Raw genomic sequence first — 18,810 nt, forward strand, 5'->3', positions numbered from 1 at the left:
TTAAATTTCCAATAATAAACATAAACCATGAATAGACATATTTTTTTAAACAATGACAGATCTAGCCACCCAAAATTTAACAGACAGAGAAATGTAGGCGGCTCAAAAAAAAATGTAGAGGAAATTGAAGATAATGAGCCTAAAATAATTCAAGAATTTCAAAAGGAGAGACTAAGAGAATTTAATATATCATTTTATACTAAACAAAAAATAAGAAATAAAGCAAGAAGCATTGAGTTTGAACAATATATAGATTTAATTAAAATTAATTTTTACAATACTTTCAATTCTGATTTAAAACAAAAATTTTTATCAAAATATGGCTTGGCTCCTATTGAATATAAAGCATTTAATAAGACTGTAATTTTTGAAATTTATGATTTTGGTTTATTTGCAAATTTTAAAGAACATATAAAAAAAGTTGTTGATAGTCCTCATGGGACGTCATACAATAATAAAGATTATAATCTCTTAGCTTTAATTTATAAATTTGAATTCATTGACAGTAATGCAAGAATTTTTACTTACAACAAAAAGGGAGTTCTTCTAAATTTTATTGAGAACATAGATTCAAAATATGATATACAAAAGCATGCACTCTTTACTTTTCTAACAAATAATGAATTTAATTTTTCATATTCTGAAAGACACGAAAGTATTTTAGAAATTCAAGTAATTAAAAAAGAAGAAATTCAATTTATAGCTGATAATTTTGATATTGTAAGAGCAATCACAAGTTCTAGGACCCAGAAACTCAATCCTGGTTATAATGGTCCAATTAGAGATTATGAATTTGAAATTGATGTATTAGACAATATAACAACCGTAGGAATTATTGATACTGGAGTTGAAAAAATTCGACCGTTAAAATCTGTGATTTTAAATGAAAACATAGATCATACTGAGACTGGTGCATTTTGGGATGAAGTAGGACACGGAACTATGGTTGCAGGATTAACAGTTTTGGGAGATGACTTTTACAATATAATTAAAGACAGATACATAGCTAAAGCTAAAATTTTCGTCATAAAAGTTCTCCAGCAAGGCAATGATCCACTTGATATTCCAAGACTACTAAATGATATCAAATTTGCTAAAGACGAGTATGGAATTAGGATTTTTAATATGTCCTTAGTAATCCCTAATGCAAAAAAATATAATGAATCATTTAGTTCTTTTGCATTTGAACTTGATAAAATCGCATATGAGCAAGATGTATTAATTTTTATTTCAGTTGGTAATTTTAATTCAGATAGTTTAAAATCATTAGTAGATGACGAGTCTCATCCTGACCACGAATACCCAGACTTCTTTTATAAACTTGATTCAACTACAATTGTGCATACTTGCGAAGATACAAATATATGTGTCCCTTCTGAATCTTTAAATAATATTTCAATTGGAGCACTAGCAGGCAATTTTGAAAAAGATTATAATTCAGACATAACTCCAAATGAAATATATCCTGCTTACTATACTCGAAAATTTCATTATGACTATTCTCAAACAATCAATACTCAAGCTCTAAAGCAAAAGAATAAACATTTGAATAAACCAGATTTTGTATTCTTTGGGGGAGATCTATTTGATGAAAAATCAGGCTTAGAAATATTAAGATCTCCTTTAGCAACCAGTGATAAATTTTATGGAAGATCTTCAGGTACAAGTTTAGCAGCCCCACTAGTTACATCTTATGCTGCTGAAATCTTAAACGAATATCCTAATTTAAAAACTCAGACCGTTAAAGCCCTCTTAATCAATTCAGCAAAATATCCAAGTAAAAATGCCTTACCTCATTTCAAATATAAATCAGAATCTCTTTTGAAAAGTCTTATTGGTTTTGGTATCCCAAGAAAAGAAGCTCTTTTAATAAATGAAAATAATTCCATAACGTTTATTGTTGAAGATTCCATTAAAATAAATGAAATAATAAAAATACCGATTTTTCTTCCTGAATATTTAAAAAGAAGTGGGAATAAATTACAGTTTGACATTTCATTATGTTATAGCTTTATGCCAATAAAAGATAATCAGTTGGACTATTTACCGCTACACATCTCCTTTAATTTAATAAAAAACATAGAGGATATAACAATATTTGAGACAGCTAATCAAAGTGACTATTCAATTAAAAATAGTATATCTTGGAGCGAAGATCATTTTGGAATAGACAATCGACAATTTTCAAACAGCCAATTTATGTCATATAGAATTCAGCCTACTGACTTTAATATACTGAATGATATGACTTCAATTGTAGTTAGATGCTTAGCAAAAAACGAACATCTTGATTCATTGAACCACTCACATAATTTCTCATTAATAATCAAAATTACAGAAATATTATCTAATGAAAATACAGGAAATTTATATCTGGAAATGTTGGAGGTAAATGAATTTATCGAGATTCAAAACAATAACGACTTAGATTTGGAAGCAGAAAATTAAACCCCCATAGACTCTTTTTCAATATCAATTAATTTCTGCCATATTGATGTGTCAATTTTGGCAGAAATTATATTCTCTGGATTATTCATAGCAAACAAACTTCTCTTAATAGCTGTAACTAATGTTTTTTGAATACTGTAGTAAGATAATCCAATAGAATTTTTTATAACCTTATTAGCTTTTATTTTGCTATCAAATGAAAAATTACCATTTTTAAGAGTTAATATCACTAATTCCTTTATCTCTTTTTCTGTTGGTAAATTAAACCCTATAGAAAAATCAAATCTTCTAAGTAATGCCTCGTCCAACATTTCTTTTTGATTCGTAGCAGCAATAATAATACTATTTTGAGGTAGATAGTCAAATAATTGCAAGATAGTATTCACAACTCTTTTCATTTCACCATGATCTTGTGAATAGTCTCTAACTTTTCCTAAAGAATCAAATTCATCAATAAAAATAATACAGTCTTCAGAAGCTGCCTTTCTAAATATTTTAGATAAATTTTTACTTGTTTCTCCAAGTTTTGACGATACGATTGCACCTAAATTCACAACTACCATCATCTTATCTAATTCTCCTGCTACAACATATGATGCTAAAGTTTTACCACAACCAGAAGGTCCGTGCAATAATAATTTATTAGCAATAGGTAAGTCAAACTTTCTAAGTAATTCTGCTTTTTGATGTTCCTCAATAAAGTATTCTAAACTATTTATCACTGAATTATCGGCAACTATATTAGTAAGACGATAGCTAGAAGTTAATTTTTCCAATATTAATTCTCCTACTTCTCTATCCTCAATTCTGTTGAAATAAGATTCAGAACCAACTTTGGTCAGGGAATTATTCCTTTGCTGTTTAAGAGAATCTTTTAGAATTGATTGCAATTGTATAGCAAAGTTTAATTTCTTAGTATTTTTAGAATGCTCAATCAATTCGTTCAATACAGACATTAGTTTTTCTTGGTCGTTTTCAAGACCATATTTTGCTATATCTTTTATGTAATCGAATTGGCTCATTATATTTATAAATGCAAAAGTAAATTATTTAATCTAATCACAATTAATATTCCATATTAAACTTGACAAATTGTAATGTTACTTATAGAACTATTAAATTTCTAATTCAAAACAAATATGTAATTAATTTTCGTTATGATAAAAATTTAGATAACATTTACAGAAAGTTATATTATTCCATTTAACTAAATATACCGAATATAAAAATATTTACTGCAACAGCACTGCAGCCCCGAATCCTTTCGTGTGACTCTTTTTTACAACCAATCACTACCAATTTAACATAATCACCTCAAACCAAAAATATTTTAAACCAACATCCCCAAAATTCAAAATAATTTTTATATTTGAATTACAAATTTAAAACACAAATATTATGTCAAGTACTTCAGAAGTGGGGCACGCTAAAAATGTAGCGAACCTGCAAAAAATCACCCAACAAGTTTCTACCTACAGCCTGTACAATCCTCCCGTTGACAACATTTCGGTTGCCAGTCTTCAGGCTTTGTACACCGCTGCCAATGCAAAATTAACCGAGGTTGGTGACAAAAAAAACGCCAACAAAAACGCCATCGTTGCGCGTCAGTCGGCTTTTGAAGATTTAAAATCTACCTGTACGAGAATCATGAATCTCCTTGAGATTTTAGGCTTGCCACAAGGCACGCTGGATCAGGCAAAATCTTTAAACCGTTCCATTCAGGGCAGTTCAAAGAAAACCACTACTCTACCCGAAGACGGCAAAGAAGCTCCCAAATCATCATCCACTTCCCGCCAGTCTTTTACTCAGCAGGAAGACAATTTCGGACTGCTTGTTCAGTTACTGGGAACCATCCCAAACTACACGCCCAACGAGGAAGATTTAAAGTTAGCCAACCTCACCACCTACCACCAGTCGCTGGAGAGCGCCACAGAAACCGTCGACCAGACGGAAGCTCAGCTCAATACCAAAATGATCGAAAGAGACAAAATCCTTTATGATGAAGAAACCGGTCTTTACACTCTTGCCATGAACGTGAAAAAATATGTGAAAAGTCTCTACGGTGCTACATCACCCGAATACAATGACGTCTCCGCAATTAAATTCACAGAAAAATAAAAAAAGTCCAAGCAGGTGTATTGAGAAATATTTAATACTTCACTCGCAGCTTTCAAAATAACAATCTCACATCCTTGCAGAATATTCTGTAAGGATGTTTTTATATTCTCACTTCCCAAAGTCATATTCTTGCATCCCAAAACTATATTCTTGCATCCCAAAATTATATTCTCGCATCCCAAAACTATATTCTCGCATCCCAAAATTATATTCTTACATCCCAAAACTATATTCTTGCATCCCAAAATTATATTCTTGCATCCCAAAACTATATTCTCGCGTCCCAAAACAATATTCTCGCATCCCAAAACTATATTCTTACTTCCCAAAAGAATATTCTTGCATCCCAAAACTATATAGATACACCCAGAAAACACATTCGTTCATTCGTGGCTAATACTATTATGACAAAGCGGTGGCTTCTGTTAATTCCATAAAAAAAGAGCTTCAAAACTGAAGCTCTTTCTGTATGATAAATTGAAAGATTATTTCACGATTTTTATATCGATTGCTGAAAAACCTTTTGGCGATCTCTCTTTTTCGTAAGAAACTTTATTTCCTTTTTTCAAAATCTCGGTCGCGTTGTTGGAGTGGAAGAAAACATTTTCCTTGGATCGGTCTTCGGTAATAAAACCGTAACCTTTCTCACTGAAAAACGTTACAATTCCTGTCTTTCTAAGTTCCTCCTCCTCTATCGGAGCTGCCCCCAGCTGAATATCATCAAGACTGATCTCGATTTTTTCTCTGTTTTCAGGTGGTACAGAAGTAAGCTGACCGTTTTCGTCAACATACATCAACATATCGTCAAGAGTCTTCCCCTTGTCATTATTGTCCTTGCGGTCTTCACGACGAAGTGCTTTCTCTTTTAATTTTGCCTGTTTTTTCTTAAAGTTTTCTTTTTTTGAAAAAGAATCTGCCATATATATTTTTAAATTTATTTGTTACGAATGAGTTAAAGATAGAATTTTTTTCCGGATTCTATCGGGTTTCCGGCTAAATACTTTTCAGATTGCGTCAAAAAGGTATTTTACTGATTTCAGTAATGATAAAAGATGGCCTGCATCAATATTTTTTGGAATAAACCGGCATCTGAAATGTGAAACTGAGAAGAAAAAAATAAATGTCACGCTCTTTTATTTAGCAAAAGCTGAACACATTTATTAATTACTTTGCAAATATACAACAAATATTATTGGAAATTACGTCAGAAATAACTTTTTAATTTTCAATTACTTATCATTCAGATTTGAAAAATCAATAATTACCGGTGATTATTTCTGAAATGACAGTCAGTTTTCCCTTCTGTCAAGTACATAAAGATTCAGTGGAATAATTTAATTACCTTTAACTCTGAATATTTTTAAATTAAAATAAGCCATGGGAAAAATCCTCTTTACAATACTCCTTTTCAGCCTTTCCACGATAGGTGCGCAGACTATTGAATCATCAAGCCGAAATACAACAGGTTATATCAAAAGTGACGGAACAATCGAAAGCAGCAGCCGTTCGACGTTAGGTTACATTAAAAATGACGGCACCATTGAAAACAGCAGCCGAAGCACGATTGGATACATTAAAAGTGACGGAACTATCGAAAATAAAAACCGCTCAACTGTTGGTTACGTTAAAAAAGACGGAACGGTGGAAAACAGCAGTCACTCAACTATTGGTTACATCAAAGATGATGGAACCGTAGAAAACAGCAGCCGCAGCAAAATTGGCTATGCAAAAGGCATCAGAAAAGAATGGGCAGCAGTGGCATTTTTCTTTTTTAACTTTGATTAATCATCCGTTTCCTGGAAAAACTTCTTCTCGTTAAAACCTTCAGGGCTTTTGAAGCAGGATAGCGCGGATCCGATAGCGCGGATTTGCAATCCGTGCTTAATATTACACAAAAAAACCACCGAAATCCGGTGGTTTATTATTTATAAAATTATTAATCTTGTGGTTCGTTCAAAGGTTTGTGCTCGCCCGGCTGATCTCTTCCTTCAGGATTTAATTTTCCTTCCGGTCTTGCAGGTCTATCAGATCTGTTTTGACCTTCCGGTCTTGGAGCTCTCTGCTCACCTTCTTTTTTCTCCGGTCTTGGTGGTCTTGGCAATAAAACTTTTCTGGAAAGTTTCATTTTTTTACGGTCGTCGTAACCCATAAATTTCACCTCAACCTGATCTCCCTCATTGTAAGGAACTTTATCAAGTCTTGCCCATTCGATTTCAGAGATGTGAAGAAGACCTTCAGTACCTTTAGCAATCGCTACGAATGCTCCGAAATCCATTACTTTCACAACTCTTCCCTGGTAAACTTCACCTACAACAGGCACAAAAGTAATCTCGTTGATTTTTGCAATTGCCTCGTTGATTTTCTCTCTGCTAACACCGGAAATTTCGATTCTACCGATTTCGCCAACTTCTTCAATTGCGATCACAGTATCTGTATCTTTCTGCATTTGCTGAATGATTTTTCCTCCAGGTCCGATTACAGCACCAATGAAATCTTTAGAGATTTCCATCATCACCATTTTCGGAGCGTGAGGTTTCACGTCTTCTCTTGGTACAGAAATCGTTTCATTTAATTTATCAAGAATATGCAATCTTCCGTCTCTTGCCTGTAGAAGGGCTTTTTCCATGATTTCCATAGATAATCCCTGAACTTTGATGTCCATTTGGCAAGCCGTGATTCCGTCTGCTGTTCCTGTTACTTTAAAGTCCATATCTCCCAAGTGATCTTCATCACCCAAGATATCAGAAAGCACAGTGTATTTACCTGACTTCACATCAGTTACCAATCCCATTGCAATACCTGAAACCGGCTTCTTGATTTGAACACCCGCATCCATCAATGCTAAAGTTCCTGCACAGACAGTTGCCATAGAAGATGAACCGTTTGATTCTAAAATATCAGAAACGATACGGATTGTGTAAGGATTTTCTTCCGGGATCATGTTTGCCAAAGCTCTCTGAGCTAAGTTTCCGTGACCCACTTCTCTTCTTGAAGTTCCTCTCAAAGGACGTGCTTCACCAGTTGAGAATGGCGGGAAGTTATAATGTAAGAAGAATCTTTCGTCATAGTTTACCATTACGCTGTCTACCATGTTTGCATCTTTTACTGAACCTAAAGTTACAGCCGTTAAAGACTGAGTTTCACCTCTTGTAAAGATTGCAGAACCGTGAGCTCCCGGTAAATAATCGATTTCTGACCAGATCGGACGGATAGTCTGAGGATCACGACCGTCAAGACGGATTTTATCGTTGATAATCATCTGGCGCATCGCCTCTTTCTCCACATCGTGGAAATATACTTTAGCAAAAGGAGTTACTCTTTCAAGCTCTTCAGCATGTTCTACATACTGAGCTAAAAATTCAGCCAAAACAGCTTTGAATTTCTCACCTCTCTCCTCTTTTCCAGAAGGAATTTTTGCTACTTCGTATACTTTATCGTATGTTTCTTTCCACACTTTCTCACGGATTGCTTCGTCGTGATTTTCGTGGCTGTATTCTCTTTTTGGGAATGATTTGCCTACTTTTTCAGCCAGTCTCTCCTGAGCTTCAACCTGTTTTTTGATTTCTTCGTGAGCAAAAGTAATCGCTTCAAGCATTTCTGCTTCTGTGATTTCTTTCATTTCACCTTCCACCATTACGATAGAATCTTTGGTTGCACCAACCATGATGTCAAGGTCAGCCAGTTTAAGATCTTCATAATTAGGATTGATCGCCAGTTTCCCGTCGATTCTTACTACTCTTACTTCAGACATCGGTCCGTTGAAAGGAATATCGGTGATTGCAATTGCTGCAGACGCTGCCAAACCTGCTAAATCATCAGGAATTGACTGTCCGTCATAAGAAATTAATGAAATCATTACCTGTACTTCCGCATGGAAATCTTCAGGGAATAATGGTCTTAAAACTCTGTCCACCAAACGCATTGTCAGGATTTCCTGATCAGATGGTCTCGCTTCTCTTCTGAAAAAGTTACCGGGGATTTTTCCACCTGCGTAGAATTTTTCTCTGTAATCTACTGTCAATGGTAAGAAATCTACACCATCTTTTGCTTCTTTGCTGGCTACAACAGTTGCTAAAAGCATTGTTCCGCCGATTTTTACTACAACAGAACCGTCAGCCTGTTTTGCCAGTTTTCCTGTTTCTAAAGTGATCTCTCTGCCGTCTGCAAGAATGATCGTTTCTGTAATTGCTTGAGGTATACTCATAAATTGTTTTGTGTTGCACTCCGTATTGAGTGCTTTAATTATTATATTTCGTCTAAAATGTGGTGCAAATTTAAGGTATTATTTGTTATAATATCCTATTTTATAGATTTAAGGAGTAAATTGTAGATTTAAACAATTAAATCGTAAACATCTGCATTACTTTCTGTTTTTGTTTTTGATAATGGTGTAGCCTAACTTCCATTCAAGATAATTTGCAATATGAAAATTGTATGCATTAATACCAAAAGACGCAAACAGACGGTCTGTAATCTGATACTGTAATCCTATTTTCTGGAAAAAAATATCTTTGTCGTACTGCCTCGTTTTTTTAAAAGGATATACACCTGCCCCTATGTTCACGTACAGCTTTCCTATCATTAAACGGTAAGTAGGAATAATACTTAAAAGCATTCTGTCATTAGAAAATCTTTTTTTCTCATACAGTGTACTGTCCTGCACGTATGATGTATGATTATATTCGCCATCGTAGGTAATACCTACTCCTAACCCATAGGCAGATTTATCTGAATACTGATGCATGTAAAGCGCATCGGCACCAAAAACATTGTATTCATAGCCTTCATAGTATTTAAGATCGAATCGGTTTTCACCCTGATAAAATGAATCTTTTCTTCCTCCAAAAACTGAAAACTCCAACGTATTGTGTTTCTCCTTTGGCTGATAAACTGTATCAATATCGATTGGTTTAATTCTTTCGGGATAATAAATAAGGCTGAGTTGTCCGGCGGCCATATTCAGACCTTTGTTGGGGATTTTTGTGGCGCCGTTAGAAAGATGATTGAATTTTAAATTTAAACCAATATCAAAATGATCATCCAATTCATAAAACAGTCCGGTGGAAAGGCCGATGTACATATTCGTTTTAGAACCAACAGAAATATTATAATACTGATTATCGAAATCAAAATAATTAGAATTAAAAGAAATCCCGAAATTGATTCCATACATCCATTTCAGCCTGTTCCACTGATTTACTTTTGCATTATAAATTCCGTAAAATCCATATGGGCTTCCCATATCTTTACCCTTCAGAAAATCCAAAGCAAAAATTCCGATACCGATTTGTGGATAATTATAGAGCTTTTCCCAATTACGGCTACCATCAGTCTGTTTTAAAAACTGAAAATTACATCCTGAAAAAGCTTTATGTCTGTAGAAATTCAGTGATTCGTTGGTTGGTATTATTCCCCCGTATTCACCAGTCGCAGCAAAAACCCAACGCTTAGTTTTTAAGCTGTCGCTTTCCTGAGAAAAAAACACGGGATTTGATAATAAAAATATTAAAAGAATAAAAAATCTTCTGATCACGAACAGTTTATTTATTAAAAGTGGCAAATTTAGACATTCATTTTTGAAAATCTTCTAAACAAAACCTGATTTTAAATTTAAATCCATAAAAAAAGCAACCTCTTTCGAAGTTGCTTCTTTATTTTTGGAAATCGGATAGATTATTTTCTTAAACCAAGTTCAGCAATAATTGCTCTGTATCTTGTGATATCTTTTTTCTTAAGATAATCTAATAAGCTTTTTCTCTTACCTACTAATTTCACCAAAGATCTTTCAGTATTGAAATCGTGACGATTTGCCTTCAAATGCTGAGATAAGTGATTGATTCTGAAAGTAAATAGAGCTACCTGTCCTTCAGCGCTTCCTGTGTCTGTTGCAGATTTACCGTGCTTTGCGAAAATTTCTGCTTTTTTTTCTGTTGTTAAGTACATTCCAATATTGTTTAATGATTATTATGTAACGGGTGCAAAAGTACAACAATTTTCTGAATCAGAAAACTGTAAAACAATATTTTAGTATCTTCCTGGCGATAACTTTATTAAAATTATCAAAAAAATAAGTCTTATCTCATTAAAAGACAGTATTTTTGCATGTATAAATGAGAAAAGAATTATTATTTACCCTGATCCTGATTTTTGCCCTGAAAACCAACACAATTTCAGCACAGAAACATCATGATATTCAAAACATTCTCTACTTCAATCCCGAGGTGGAACCTGATGTTGAAGAGATCAAGGAACCAACAAATCTTGCCTTTTTCAGTGCCGTTTCAGATCATATCAGCACGCACAAAAAAAGAAAAATGCTGAAAACTGAAATTCAGCTGTCTTTTGAAACCGCCGATCCGAAGACCATTTCAGATTATGCCGTAAACAATGATGCCGATTTTGTAACGGTTTCTAAAGTTAAATACTTCAAAGTAGGCTTAGGAAAATACGTATTTTCGAATCAGGTGGTTGTGAGCATGAAACTTTTTGATAAGAGCGGAAATCTCATTACAGAATCTTCCTACGATACCTACAGAAAAAATATGCGGATGCTGGGTTCAGCAGAAAATTCCATTAAAATAGGAACTGCCGGAGCTCTGAAAACCATTTTCAAAAACCTGCGGAAACTGAAACCGATTACAGACAACGACATCTAAAGTTTAATAAATCCTTAAATTTAGGCGGTTCTTCGTATAGTTTTAAAATTTGATTTATTTTTGCATAGCTAAAATTTCTATCTTGAATCAATCTGACGAACTTATCTTCAACCCTGCCGACATCGCCGAAACACTCAGCGAATTACCCGCTGACGAAAGACTGTTGGCATTTCTGAAAGTTCCGAAAGAATACAAAGCTGACGTTTTTTCTCATCTTGACCCTGATTTCCAGGAAGAAACCATCCGAAGCATCACAAGTGCCGAGGTTTCTGAAATCCTGAATGCGATGACTCCGGATGACAGAACTTCCCTGTTTGAAGATTTTCCGGATGAACTTATCAAATATTCCATCAATCATCTTAATCCTCAGGAAAGAAGAATTGCCCTGAAACTTTTGGGTTACGATTCCGATTCTATTGCCCGTCTGATGACACCTTACTACATTCAGATCCGGAAGGAATGGACGATCAAAAGATGTCTTCAGCAGATTAAAAAAGTCGGCAGCAAGGTAGAAACGATGAATTACCTCTACGTAGTTGACGAAAGAAACCGACTGATTGACGATATTGCTTTGGGAAGTCTGCTTTTAGAGGAAGAAGAAACTCTCATTTCAGAAATTACAGACAATCATTTCGTCGCAATTACAACAACAACTTCAAAAGAAGATGCAGTTCAGTATTTTGAAAAGTACGACCGTGCTGCACTTCCCATCGTTACTGAAGCAGGAGTTTTGGTAGGAATTGTTACAATTGACGATATTTTAGATCAGATTGAATCTCAGAATACAGAAGATATTCAGAAATTCGGGGGTGTAGATGCGTTGGATGATCCTTATATTCAGACGCACTGGTGGGAAATGATTAAAAAAAGAGGTCTCTGGCTGATTGTACTTTTCTTCTTACAGCTGATTACCGCATCAGTAATGGGTTTTTATGAAAATGAAATTGAAAAAGCTGTAGTTTTAGCCCTGTTTATTCCTTTGATTATTTCGAGTGGCGGAAATTCAGGATCGCAGGCAGCAACATTGATCATCCGTGCTATGGCTTTACAGGAAATCACTATAAAAGATTGGTGGATCGTAATGAAAAAAGAGCTTCTTACCGGAATTATTCTGGGAACTTTTCTCGGAGTGATCGGGTTTTTCAGAATTATGATCTGGCACGAACTCGGCTGGTTTGATTATGGAGATTACTGGTTTTTCATCGGCATCAGCGCAGGGATTTCTCTGGCGATGATTGTACTTTGGGGAACAATTTCCGGTTCGATGGTTCCGTTTATCCTTAAAAAATTCGATCTTGATCCTGCAACCTCATCTGCACCATTCGTGGCAACACTGGTCGATGTAACCGGACTGATTATTTATTTTACAATTGCCGCAATGTTTTTAACCGGAAAACTTTTGTAATTTTAGACACCATCTAAAATTATTCAATGAAAGTAGTTTCTCTCGTACCCTCAATTACTGAGGCTTTATTTGATTTAGGTTTAACGGAAAATGAAATTGTCGGAAGGACAAAATTCTGCATTCACCCAAAAGAAAAAGTGAAAAATGTAGAAATCATCGGTGGGACAAAAAATCTTAAACTTGAGAAAATTAAAAGTTTACAACCAGACATTATTCTTGCCAATAAGGAAGAGAATGTGAAAGAACAGGTTGAGGATCTCATGAAAGATTTTAAAGTGATGGTGACCAATGTTGAAAATATTGAAGACAATTATTATCTCCTGAAAACCCTTGGAAACCTTTTTAATAAAGAAGAAAAAGCACAACAATATAATCTCAAAATATACGATGTCCTTCAAAATTCAAAAATAAATTCTCCTGTAAAAGCGGCATATCTGATCTGGAAAAATCCTTACATGACGGTTGGTTCAGATACTTTTATTGATAAAGTTTTAAAAGAAATCGGTTTCGAAAATCTGTTTAAAGATCAAAAACGTTATCCTGAAATTCAAGCTGAAGATCTGGCTGGTGCCGATGTTATTATGCTTTCGTCGGAGCCTTTTCCGTTTAAAGAAAAACATATTCTGGAACTAAAAGAGATTTATCCTGACAAGAAAATCATGATTGTGGACGGCGAGGCATTTTCTTGGTATGGGACGCATATTGCGAAGTGTGAGGATTATTTTAAAGAGTTGGTTTCGGAATTTAATTAAAATATTTTCGGTTATAGAATTTAAATATGATTTCGCCCTTACAGGGCTTGCTGTTAACTTTATCTAATTATTATAGGGCTGCACCCTATGCTATTGTTTTCGCCCTTTCAGGGCTCGTTTTACTTGTATACGATTTTAGATAAGACTTCAGCTTACGCCAATTTTTTCACCCTTTCAACCTGATTTATAACTTAACCTTATGCTAATTTTTCCGCCTTTCAGAACTTTTTAAATCCAGAACGATTTAATTATTTTCAAATAAATAATTCCAACAAAAGTTTCATTTATACTTTGGCTAAAGCACGGTATTCTAAAAAAATGAAAGCGGACTAAAGTCAGCTCCTGTTAATAAAAAAACTCAGACCGGAATCTGAGTTTTATGTTTTAAAATTTAAATAAGATTACAGAATCCTGGAAACTTCATTACAAAGCCATTCCAGTAATTCTAAATCTTCTTTTGTAAAAGGATCAATTGTATGGGAATCGATATCTATCTGACCAATATTTTCGCCGTTTTTAAAGATCGGAACAACGATTTCAGCTTTTGTATCGATGGAGCAGCTCAGATAGTTGTCCTGCAAATGCACGTCGGGAACGATGAAAGTTTCATTGGAAACAGCAACCTGTCCGCAAATTCCTTTTCCGTAAGGAATGATGATGTGATCTGTTTCTGCTCCTACGTAAGGACCAAGTTTCAACTCATCTTTATCTCCGTTTTTGAAGTAAAAACCCGTCCAGTTGAAGTAGGAAATTTCCTGATCCAACAGGTGACAAACCTTTTCAAGTTTCTCTTCTGTATTATGTTTCGGACTTTCAAGAATAGACGAAAGTCTCTTTTTTAATTCTGACATTATTTTATATTTTACGAGAATTGTTTCAGTGAAAGTTCTTTCTTGTAGCCAAACATGCTTCTTTCTTTAATCATATCTGCCACACCTTCAGGAATTTGATCTTCCCAACCGGCAATATTGCATGTAATCTTTCTGAGAATTTCTCTTGAATAAATCTCCAGGAATTCAGGGTTAAAGTTTTCAATATCTACAATTCTGTCGTTGGTTTTGAAATATTTGTAAAGTTCCTTCAGATTATCACCCACTTTCAGTGTTGTAGAATTTAGAAGCTCCTGTGTTTCAGGATCTTTGTAAGGATAAAGATATACCCGCATTCCGTTTCTGAAGAATTTACCGAATGCCTCAAGAATTCCTCCAGAAAGATTTTTGTAGTATTTCTCGTCAAATACCATCAACAGGTTGTTTACACCCATCGCAACACCGATATCGCCGGTAGTGTAAGCAGAGAAGTAATCGATCAGTCTGTAGTATTCTGAGAAATTTGAAATAATAACCGTGTAACCCAATTTTCCTAAAACATCCACTCTGTCGAGGAAATCTCTTTCGTCGATATCTCCGTCTGCACGCAGGTTTGAGATGGTAATTTCAATGAAAATTTCGGTCTGCTCCTGAGTACACTGAGAATCTTTCATAAACATTTCGATACCGCTTTCCAGCATGTCGATGTTAACCTTAGTTACAGGTCTGAAACTTCCTCTTACCGCAAAAATATTTTTCTTGTACAGAAGATCTGCGGGAAGCATATTGTTGCCTTCAGAATTGAAAACTACAGCGTCGGTCATTCCGTTTTTCACGAGCTGCAGCGACATGAGACGGTTGTCTACATAATCGAAAACAGGTCCGCTGAAATCTATCATATCGATTTCCAGATTGTCTTTTGCAATATCGTCGTAGAGAGATTCAATTAAATTTCTCGGATTATCTGAATATTTGTAAGCTCCGTAGATCAGGTTAACACCTAAATTACCAAGCGTTTCCTGCTGTAAAGTAGCGTCATTTTCTTTAAATTTAACGTGAATAACGATCTCATTGTACTGAGCATCGACTTCACTCTGAAAACGGATTCCTACCCAGCCGTGGCCTTTTAAAGTTTTGTCAAAATTAATCGTCGTAACGGTGTTGGCGTAAGAAAAATACTTTCTGTTGGGATGATTTTCCCGCGAGATACGTTCTTCTATCAATGCCACCTCATATCTGAGCATTTTGCGCAGACGGTTTTGGGTAACATATCTGTTTTTAACCTCTTTACCATAAATGGCATCACTGAAATCCTTATCGTAGGCTGACATAGCCTTTGCGATGGTAGACGACGCTCCTCCTGCTCTGAAAAAATGCCGAACGGTCTCCTGCCCTGCTCCAATTTCTGCGAAAGTACCATAAATAGTAGGATCTAGATTTATTGTCAATGCTTTTTGCTTGGGCGTAAGTTTCTGATACATTAGGACGTGTAATTTTTTCGTAAATTTACCAAAATTAAACCAACCTCGAAAGAAAATGAAGTTGAAATTTTTAGGCACCGGAACCTCACAGGGCGTTCCCGTTATTGGATGCGAATGCGAGGTTTGTAAGTCTGCCAATCCAAAAGATACACGATTCAGGTCTTCAGTGATGATTACCTCGGATGAAGGTAAAAAAATCCTCATCGACTGTGGCCCCGATTTCCGGCAGCAAATGCTTCTGAATAATGAGGGACATATTGACATCGTACTGATTACCCACGAGCACAATGACCATGTGATCGGACTTGATGATATGCGGCCTTTGATTTTCAAAACCGGAAAAAACATGCCAGTTTACTGCCTTGAAAGGGTGGGAAATGAGGTAAAAAACAGATTTCCGTATGCCTTTGCTGATGTTAGATATCCGGGAGCTCCGGCTTTTGACCTGCACTCAATTACCAACCGGAAATTTACTTTTGAAGATACAGAAATCGATCCTGTTGCAGTGAATCATCATACACTACCGATTTTAGGTTTTAAATTTAAAAAGCTGGCGTACATTACCGATGCAAGCTCGATATCTGATAAAGAAAAACTGAAAGATCTGGATGTACTGATTGTAAACTGCATCCGTAAATTTGATCCGCATCCTGCCCATTTTATTTTGCCTGATGTGATCAGACTGCAGGAAGAGTTTAAACCGAAAAAAATATTTCTGACCCATATCAGCCATCATTTTGGATTATATGATATTGAAGAAGAACAGCTTCCGGCCGGAATGCATCTTGCCTACGACGGTCTGGAAATAAATTTCTAAAATTTTATTTAAAATAATTTTTGAGTTTTAATAAAACTTTCTATATTTGCACACCGATTTACAGCAATGTAACACCAGCCCAGGTGGCGGAATTGGTAGACGCGCTGGTCTCAAACACCAGTTCTTAGGAGTACCGGTTCGATCCCGGTCCTGGGTACAGAAACCACTGATTATCAGTGGTTTTTTTTGTTTTTTCACTATATCTCATTCAAAACTTTTATATTTCTACTATCAGTTCCTTTTCAAAACCATTATATTTTTCAGTAACGTAACCATGCGGATTGCAGATGACTTCGGTTTCTCCTATTTTATATCTTGAAGGTGTGTGAATGTGGCCGTGAATCCAAAACAGCGGCTGATGCAGTTCAATAAAATCTTCTAAGTTGGAAGCGTATGCAGAAGTGACAGGATCAGTTTTAAAATGTTCAGGAACTGATTGGAGACTCGGCGCGTGATGTGTGACAACAATGTTTTTCAGTTCTTTAGAAGTTTCCAGACTTTCTTTTAGCCAGTGTTTTGAGATTTGATGTATTTTAAATGTATCAATACTTCTCATCTTCGAATAAGAGGGATCAAGTCTTATTAATTTATAATCATTCATTTCAGCCTGACAAAGACTTCCGTAAGCCATAGGACTTCCAAAAATAGAGAAGTCTGTCCATAAAGTTGCGCCATGAAATCTTACATCTTCAATATCCACAAAAGAATCTTCCAGCACAAACACATTAGAATTTTAAGCAGCTGCTTTGATTTTATTTAAAGTTTTCGGATATGATCCTTTGTAATATTCGTGATTTCCTAAAATGTAAATTACAGGTTTACCGGGAATTTTAGTTTTAATCCATTCGATTCCTTTTGTTCCTAAATTGATATCTCCTGCCAGCAAAACTACGTCTGCATTATCAAAAGATAAATCAGTAAAACCAAGTTCCTGATGTAAATCGCTGATGATTTGAATTTTCATGATTTAAAAATAATTTAATTTAAACTAAAAACTGCAAATAGATTTGATTTAAAAAATAAAAATCTAAAAATCAAGCGTTTAAATACGAATATTTAAAAAGTCTACTAAAAAAGTAGACTAATAAAAATATATGTTTTATATTTGCATCCGTAATCAGGTTTAACAATGAAAATGAAGACAAGATTCAGATACAATTCAATGAAGAAGATACGCATCAATTATATGATGATGCAGTGCTGTATGCCTTTGTACAGGAATTTTAGTGGATGAGCTTAAACTTTTATTATGACATTTTATAAAGGCTTTACCACGTTGTAGAGCCTTTTTTATTTGCAAAAACCAATAAACAAAAACAATATGAAAACAACTGATTTTAAAAACAAATGGCTTGTTCCCATAGCATTTGTCAACATTTACATCATCTGGGGAATCACATTCCTCGCCATCTCATTCGGATTAAATGGATTTCCACCCTTTATTCTTTCGGGACTGAGATTTTTCGCTGCCGGAATTTTATTGATTGGTTATTTAGTGGCGAAAGGAGAAAAAGCCGACTCATTAAAAAACTGGGGTAAAAATGCCGTAACCGGAATTCTGATTCTCACCGGAGGAACAGGGCTCGTTGCCTGGGGCGAACAATACGTCACAGCCTCTGAAGCCGCCATTACCATTGCAACAGGACCATTCTGGTTTATCGCCATTGATAAAAAGAACTGGAGCTATTATTTCTCAGATAAATTTATACCGATCGGACTGATATTGGGATTTGTAGGACTTATTTTATTCTTAAACGGAAGCGTCAACTCAAACACTGAAAATGTAAGTTCATCACTTCGAATTACGGCTTTTATTGTTTTGGCTTTGAGCTCTGTTGCGTGGGTTTTGGGATCTTTATATTCCAAGAAAAATCCCGCAGATCATTCAACTTTTATGAATATTTCTCAACAGTTAATCGTGGCTGGGTTAGCATCGTTTTTAGTTGCGTTTTTTAGAAGTGAATGGACTGGATTCTCTTTAGCAGCAGTTCCTACTTTGGCTTGGCTAGGTTTATTATTTCTGATTGTCTTCGGATCAATTATCGCCTATATTTCTTACATCTGGCTTTTATCGGTAAAACCTGCAGCCATCGTCAGTACACACACTTATATTAATCCAATTGTAACTGTTATTGCCGGATTTATCATTGCCAATCAGACCATTAACGGAAACCAACTGTACGGATTGGTCATCATATTAATCGGAGTTTTGTTAACCAATGTTACCAAATATTTTAAACTTTCAAAACGGTCAAAAGCTAAAATCAGAAGAATTGCGAGACATTTCGGAAGAATCAGCAGACCTTATCAACCCATGTAATTTT

The 18,810-nt window shown here is 35.1% G+C and carries 17 protein-coding genes and 1 tRNA gene; 9 read left to right on the plus strand and 9 right to left on the minus strand.

From position 1 onward, the window contains the following. Positions 1-27 precede the first annotated feature (27 nt). Positions 28-2,448, plus strand: coding sequence for a S8 family peptidase (locus IC610_RS07400; RefSeq protein ID WP_191735939.1), 2,421 nt, complete (start codon positions 28-30; stop codon positions 2,446-2,448). On the opposite strand, the gene IC610_RS07405 is transcribed toward IC610_RS07400, so the two are convergent. Further along, complete coding sequence (locus tag IC610_RS07405; protein ID WP_191735941.1) at positions 2,445-3,470, minus strand: AAA family ATPase; 1,026 nt, start codon at positions 3,468-3,470, stop codon at positions 2,445-2,447. The two genes, IC610_RS07400 and IC610_RS07405, sit on opposite strands and share 4 nt — an antisense overlap. Positions 3,471-3,846: 376 nt before the next feature. Here IC610_RS07405 and IC610_RS07410 point away from each other — a divergent pair, with 376 nt between their 5' ends. Then, complete coding sequence (locus IC610_RS07410; protein ID WP_191735943.1) at positions 3,847-4,566, plus strand: hypothetical protein; 720 nt, start codon at positions 3,847-3,849, stop codon at positions 4,564-4,566. A gap of 485 nt (positions 4,567-5,051) precedes the next feature. Here the strand turns inward: IC610_RS07410 and IC610_RS07415 are convergent, their stop codons facing one another. Then, entirely contained in the window at positions 5,052-5,486 is a 435-nt protein-coding gene (locus IC610_RS07415; RefSeq protein WP_056081845.1) for a cold-shock protein, read from the minus strand. A gap of 457 nt (positions 5,487-5,943) precedes the next feature. Between IC610_RS07415 and IC610_RS07420 the strand changes: the two genes are divergently transcribed. After that, positions 5,944-6,351: a 5-fold beta-flower protein gene (locus IC610_RS07420; protein WP_191735945.1), complete on the plus strand. Its 408-nt coding sequence runs from the start codon at positions 5,944-5,946 to the stop codon at positions 6,349-6,351. Positions 6,352-6,502: 151 nt separating this feature from the next. Here IC610_RS07420 and IC610_RS07425 read toward each other — a convergent pair whose 3' ends face one another. From IC610_RS07425 to rpsO, 3 genes are all read right to left on the minus strand, one after another. Beyond that, positions 6,503-8,770, minus strand: coding sequence for a polyribonucleotide nucleotidyltransferase (locus IC610_RS07425; protein WP_191735947.1), 2,268 nt, complete (start codon positions 8,768-8,770; stop codon positions 6,503-6,505). Between the two features lie 156 nt (positions 8,771-8,926). Beyond that, positions 8,927-10,126 carry an acyloxyacyl hydrolase gene (locus IC610_RS07430; RefSeq protein WP_191735948.1) on the minus strand — a complete coding sequence of 400 codons (1,200 nt, stop codon included), beginning with the start codon at positions 10,124-10,126 and terminating at the stop codon, positions 8,927-8,929. A gap of 113 nt (positions 10,127-10,239) precedes the next feature. Further along, positions 10,240-10,509, minus strand: a complete 270-nt coding sequence (rpsO, locus tag IC610_RS07435) for a 30S ribosomal protein S15 (protein WP_056081861.1) — start codon at positions 10,507-10,509, stop codon at positions 10,240-10,242. A gap of 167 nt (positions 10,510-10,676) precedes the next feature. On the opposite strand from rpsO, the gene IC610_RS07440 reads away from it, so the two are divergent. From IC610_RS07440 to IC610_RS07450, 3 genes are all read left to right on the plus strand, one after another. After that, positions 10,677-11,222 (plus strand): pyruvate decarboxylase, encoded by a 546-nt coding sequence (locus IC610_RS07440; RefSeq protein WP_191735950.1) that lies wholly within the window; start codon positions 10,677-10,679, stop codon positions 11,220-11,222. 82 nt (positions 11,223-11,304) lie between these two features. Next, positions 11,305-12,627: a magnesium transporter gene (gene mgtE, locus IC610_RS07445; protein ID WP_056081866.1), complete on the plus strand. Its 1,323-nt coding sequence runs from the start codon at positions 11,305-11,307 to the stop codon at positions 12,625-12,627. 26 nt (positions 12,628-12,653) lie between these two features. After that, positions 12,654-13,379, plus strand: coding sequence for an ABC transporter substrate-binding protein (locus tag IC610_RS07450; protein ID WP_191735952.1), 726 nt, complete (start codon positions 12,654-12,656; stop codon positions 13,377-13,379). 401 nt (positions 13,380-13,780) lie between these two features. Here IC610_RS07450 and IC610_RS07455 read toward each other — a convergent pair whose 3' ends face one another. Then, positions 13,781-14,230 (minus strand): GAF domain-containing protein, encoded by a 450-nt coding sequence (locus tag IC610_RS07455; protein ID WP_056081872.1) that lies wholly within the window; start codon positions 14,228-14,230, stop codon positions 13,781-13,783. A gap of 11 nt (positions 14,231-14,241) precedes the next feature. After that, the gene (locus tag IC610_RS07460; protein ID WP_056081874.1) at positions 14,242-15,669 is read right to left on the minus strand and encodes a hypothetical protein; all 1,428 of its coding nucleotides are present in this window, start codon (positions 15,667-15,669) and stop codon (positions 14,242-14,244) included. A gap of 55 nt (positions 15,670-15,724) precedes the next feature. Between IC610_RS07460 and IC610_RS07465 the strand changes: the two genes are divergently transcribed. Together IC610_RS07465 and IC610_RS07470 are read left to right on the plus strand one after the other, a co-directional pair. Next, the gene (locus tag IC610_RS07465) at positions 15,725-16,486 is read left to right on the plus strand and encodes an MBL fold metallo-hydrolase (RefSeq protein WP_191735954.1); all 762 of its coding nucleotides are present in this window, start codon (positions 15,725-15,727) and stop codon (positions 16,484-16,486) included. Between the two features lie 77 nt (positions 16,487-16,563). After that, positions 16,564-16,643, plus strand: a tRNA-Leu gene (locus IC610_RS07470). Between the two features lie 60 nt (positions 16,644-16,703). Here the strand turns inward: IC610_RS07470 and IC610_RS07475 are convergent. Continuing rightward, complete coding sequence (locus IC610_RS07475; RefSeq protein WP_228462860.1) at positions 16,704-17,210, minus strand: metallophosphoesterase family protein; 507 nt, start codon at positions 17,208-17,210, stop codon at positions 16,704-16,706. 9 nt (positions 17,211-17,219) lie between these two features. Further along, positions 17,220-17,450, minus strand: coding sequence for a metallophosphoesterase (locus tag IC610_RS19970; protein ID WP_228462861.1), 231 nt, complete (start codon positions 17,448-17,450; stop codon positions 17,220-17,222). Between the two features lie 357 nt (positions 17,451-17,807). On the opposite strand from IC610_RS19970, the gene IC610_RS07480 reads away from it, so the two are divergent. Next, positions 17,808-18,806: an EamA family transporter gene (locus IC610_RS07480; protein ID WP_191735955.1), complete on the plus strand. Its 999-nt coding sequence runs from the start codon at positions 17,808-17,810 to the stop codon at positions 18,804-18,806. Positions 18,807-18,810: the final 4 nt, after the last annotated feature.

The sequence above is a fragment of the Chryseobacterium caseinilyticum genome (genome assembly GCF_014837145.1).
GTDB lineage: Bacteria > Bacteroidota > Bacteroidia > Flavobacteriales > Weeksellaceae > Chryseobacterium > Chryseobacterium caseinilyticum.

Coding starts and splice junctions, on each gene's coding strand:
- IC610_RS07450 (WP_191735952.1), top strand. CDS start 12,654: ATGAAAGTAGTTTCTCTCGTACCCTCAATTACTGAGGCTTTATTTGAT.
- IC610_RS07405 (WP_191735941.1), bottom strand. CDS start 3,470: ATGAGCCAATTCGATTACATAAAAGATATAGCAAAATATGGTCTTGAA.
- IC610_RS07455 (WP_056081872.1), bottom strand. CDS start 14,230: ATGTCAGAATTAAAAAAGAGACTTTCGTCTATTCTTGAAAGTCCGAAA.
- rpsO (WP_056081861.1), bottom strand. CDS start 10,509: ATGTACTTAACAACAGAAAAAAAAGCAGAAATTTTCGCAAAGCACGGT.
- IC610_RS07480 (WP_191735955.1), top strand. CDS start 17,808: ATGAAAACAACTGATTTTAAAAACAAATGGCTTGTTCCCATAGCATTT.
- IC610_RS19970 (WP_228462861.1), bottom strand. CDS start 17,450: ATGAAAATTCAAATCATCAGCGATTTACATCAGGAACTTGGTTTTACT.
- IC610_RS07425 (WP_191735947.1), bottom strand. CDS start 8,770: ATGAGTATACCTCAAGCAATTACAGAAACGATCATTCTTGCAGACGGC.
- IC610_RS07410 (WP_191735943.1), top strand. CDS start 3,847: ATGTCAAGTACTTCAGAAGTGGGGCACGCTAAAAATGTAGCGAACCTG.
- IC610_RS07440 (WP_191735950.1), top strand. CDS start 10,677: ATGAGAAAAGAATTATTATTTACCCTGATCCTGATTTTTGCCCTGAAA.
- IC610_RS07400 (WP_191735939.1), top strand. CDS start 28: ATGAATAGACATATTTTTTTAAACAATGACAGATCTAGCCACCCAAAA.
- IC610_RS07415 (WP_056081845.1), bottom strand. CDS start 5,486: ATGGCAGATTCTTTTTCAAAAAAAGAAAACTTTAAGAAAAAACAGGCA.
- IC610_RS07460 (WP_056081874.1), bottom strand. CDS start 15,669: ATGTATCAGAAACTTACGCCCAAGCAAAAAGCATTGACAATAAATCTA.
- IC610_RS07420 (WP_191735945.1), top strand. CDS start 5,944: ATGGGAAAAATCCTCTTTACAATACTCCTTTTCAGCCTTTCCACGATA.
- IC610_RS07465 (WP_191735954.1), top strand. CDS start 15,725: ATGAAGTTGAAATTTTTAGGCACCGGAACCTCACAGGGCGTTCCCGTT.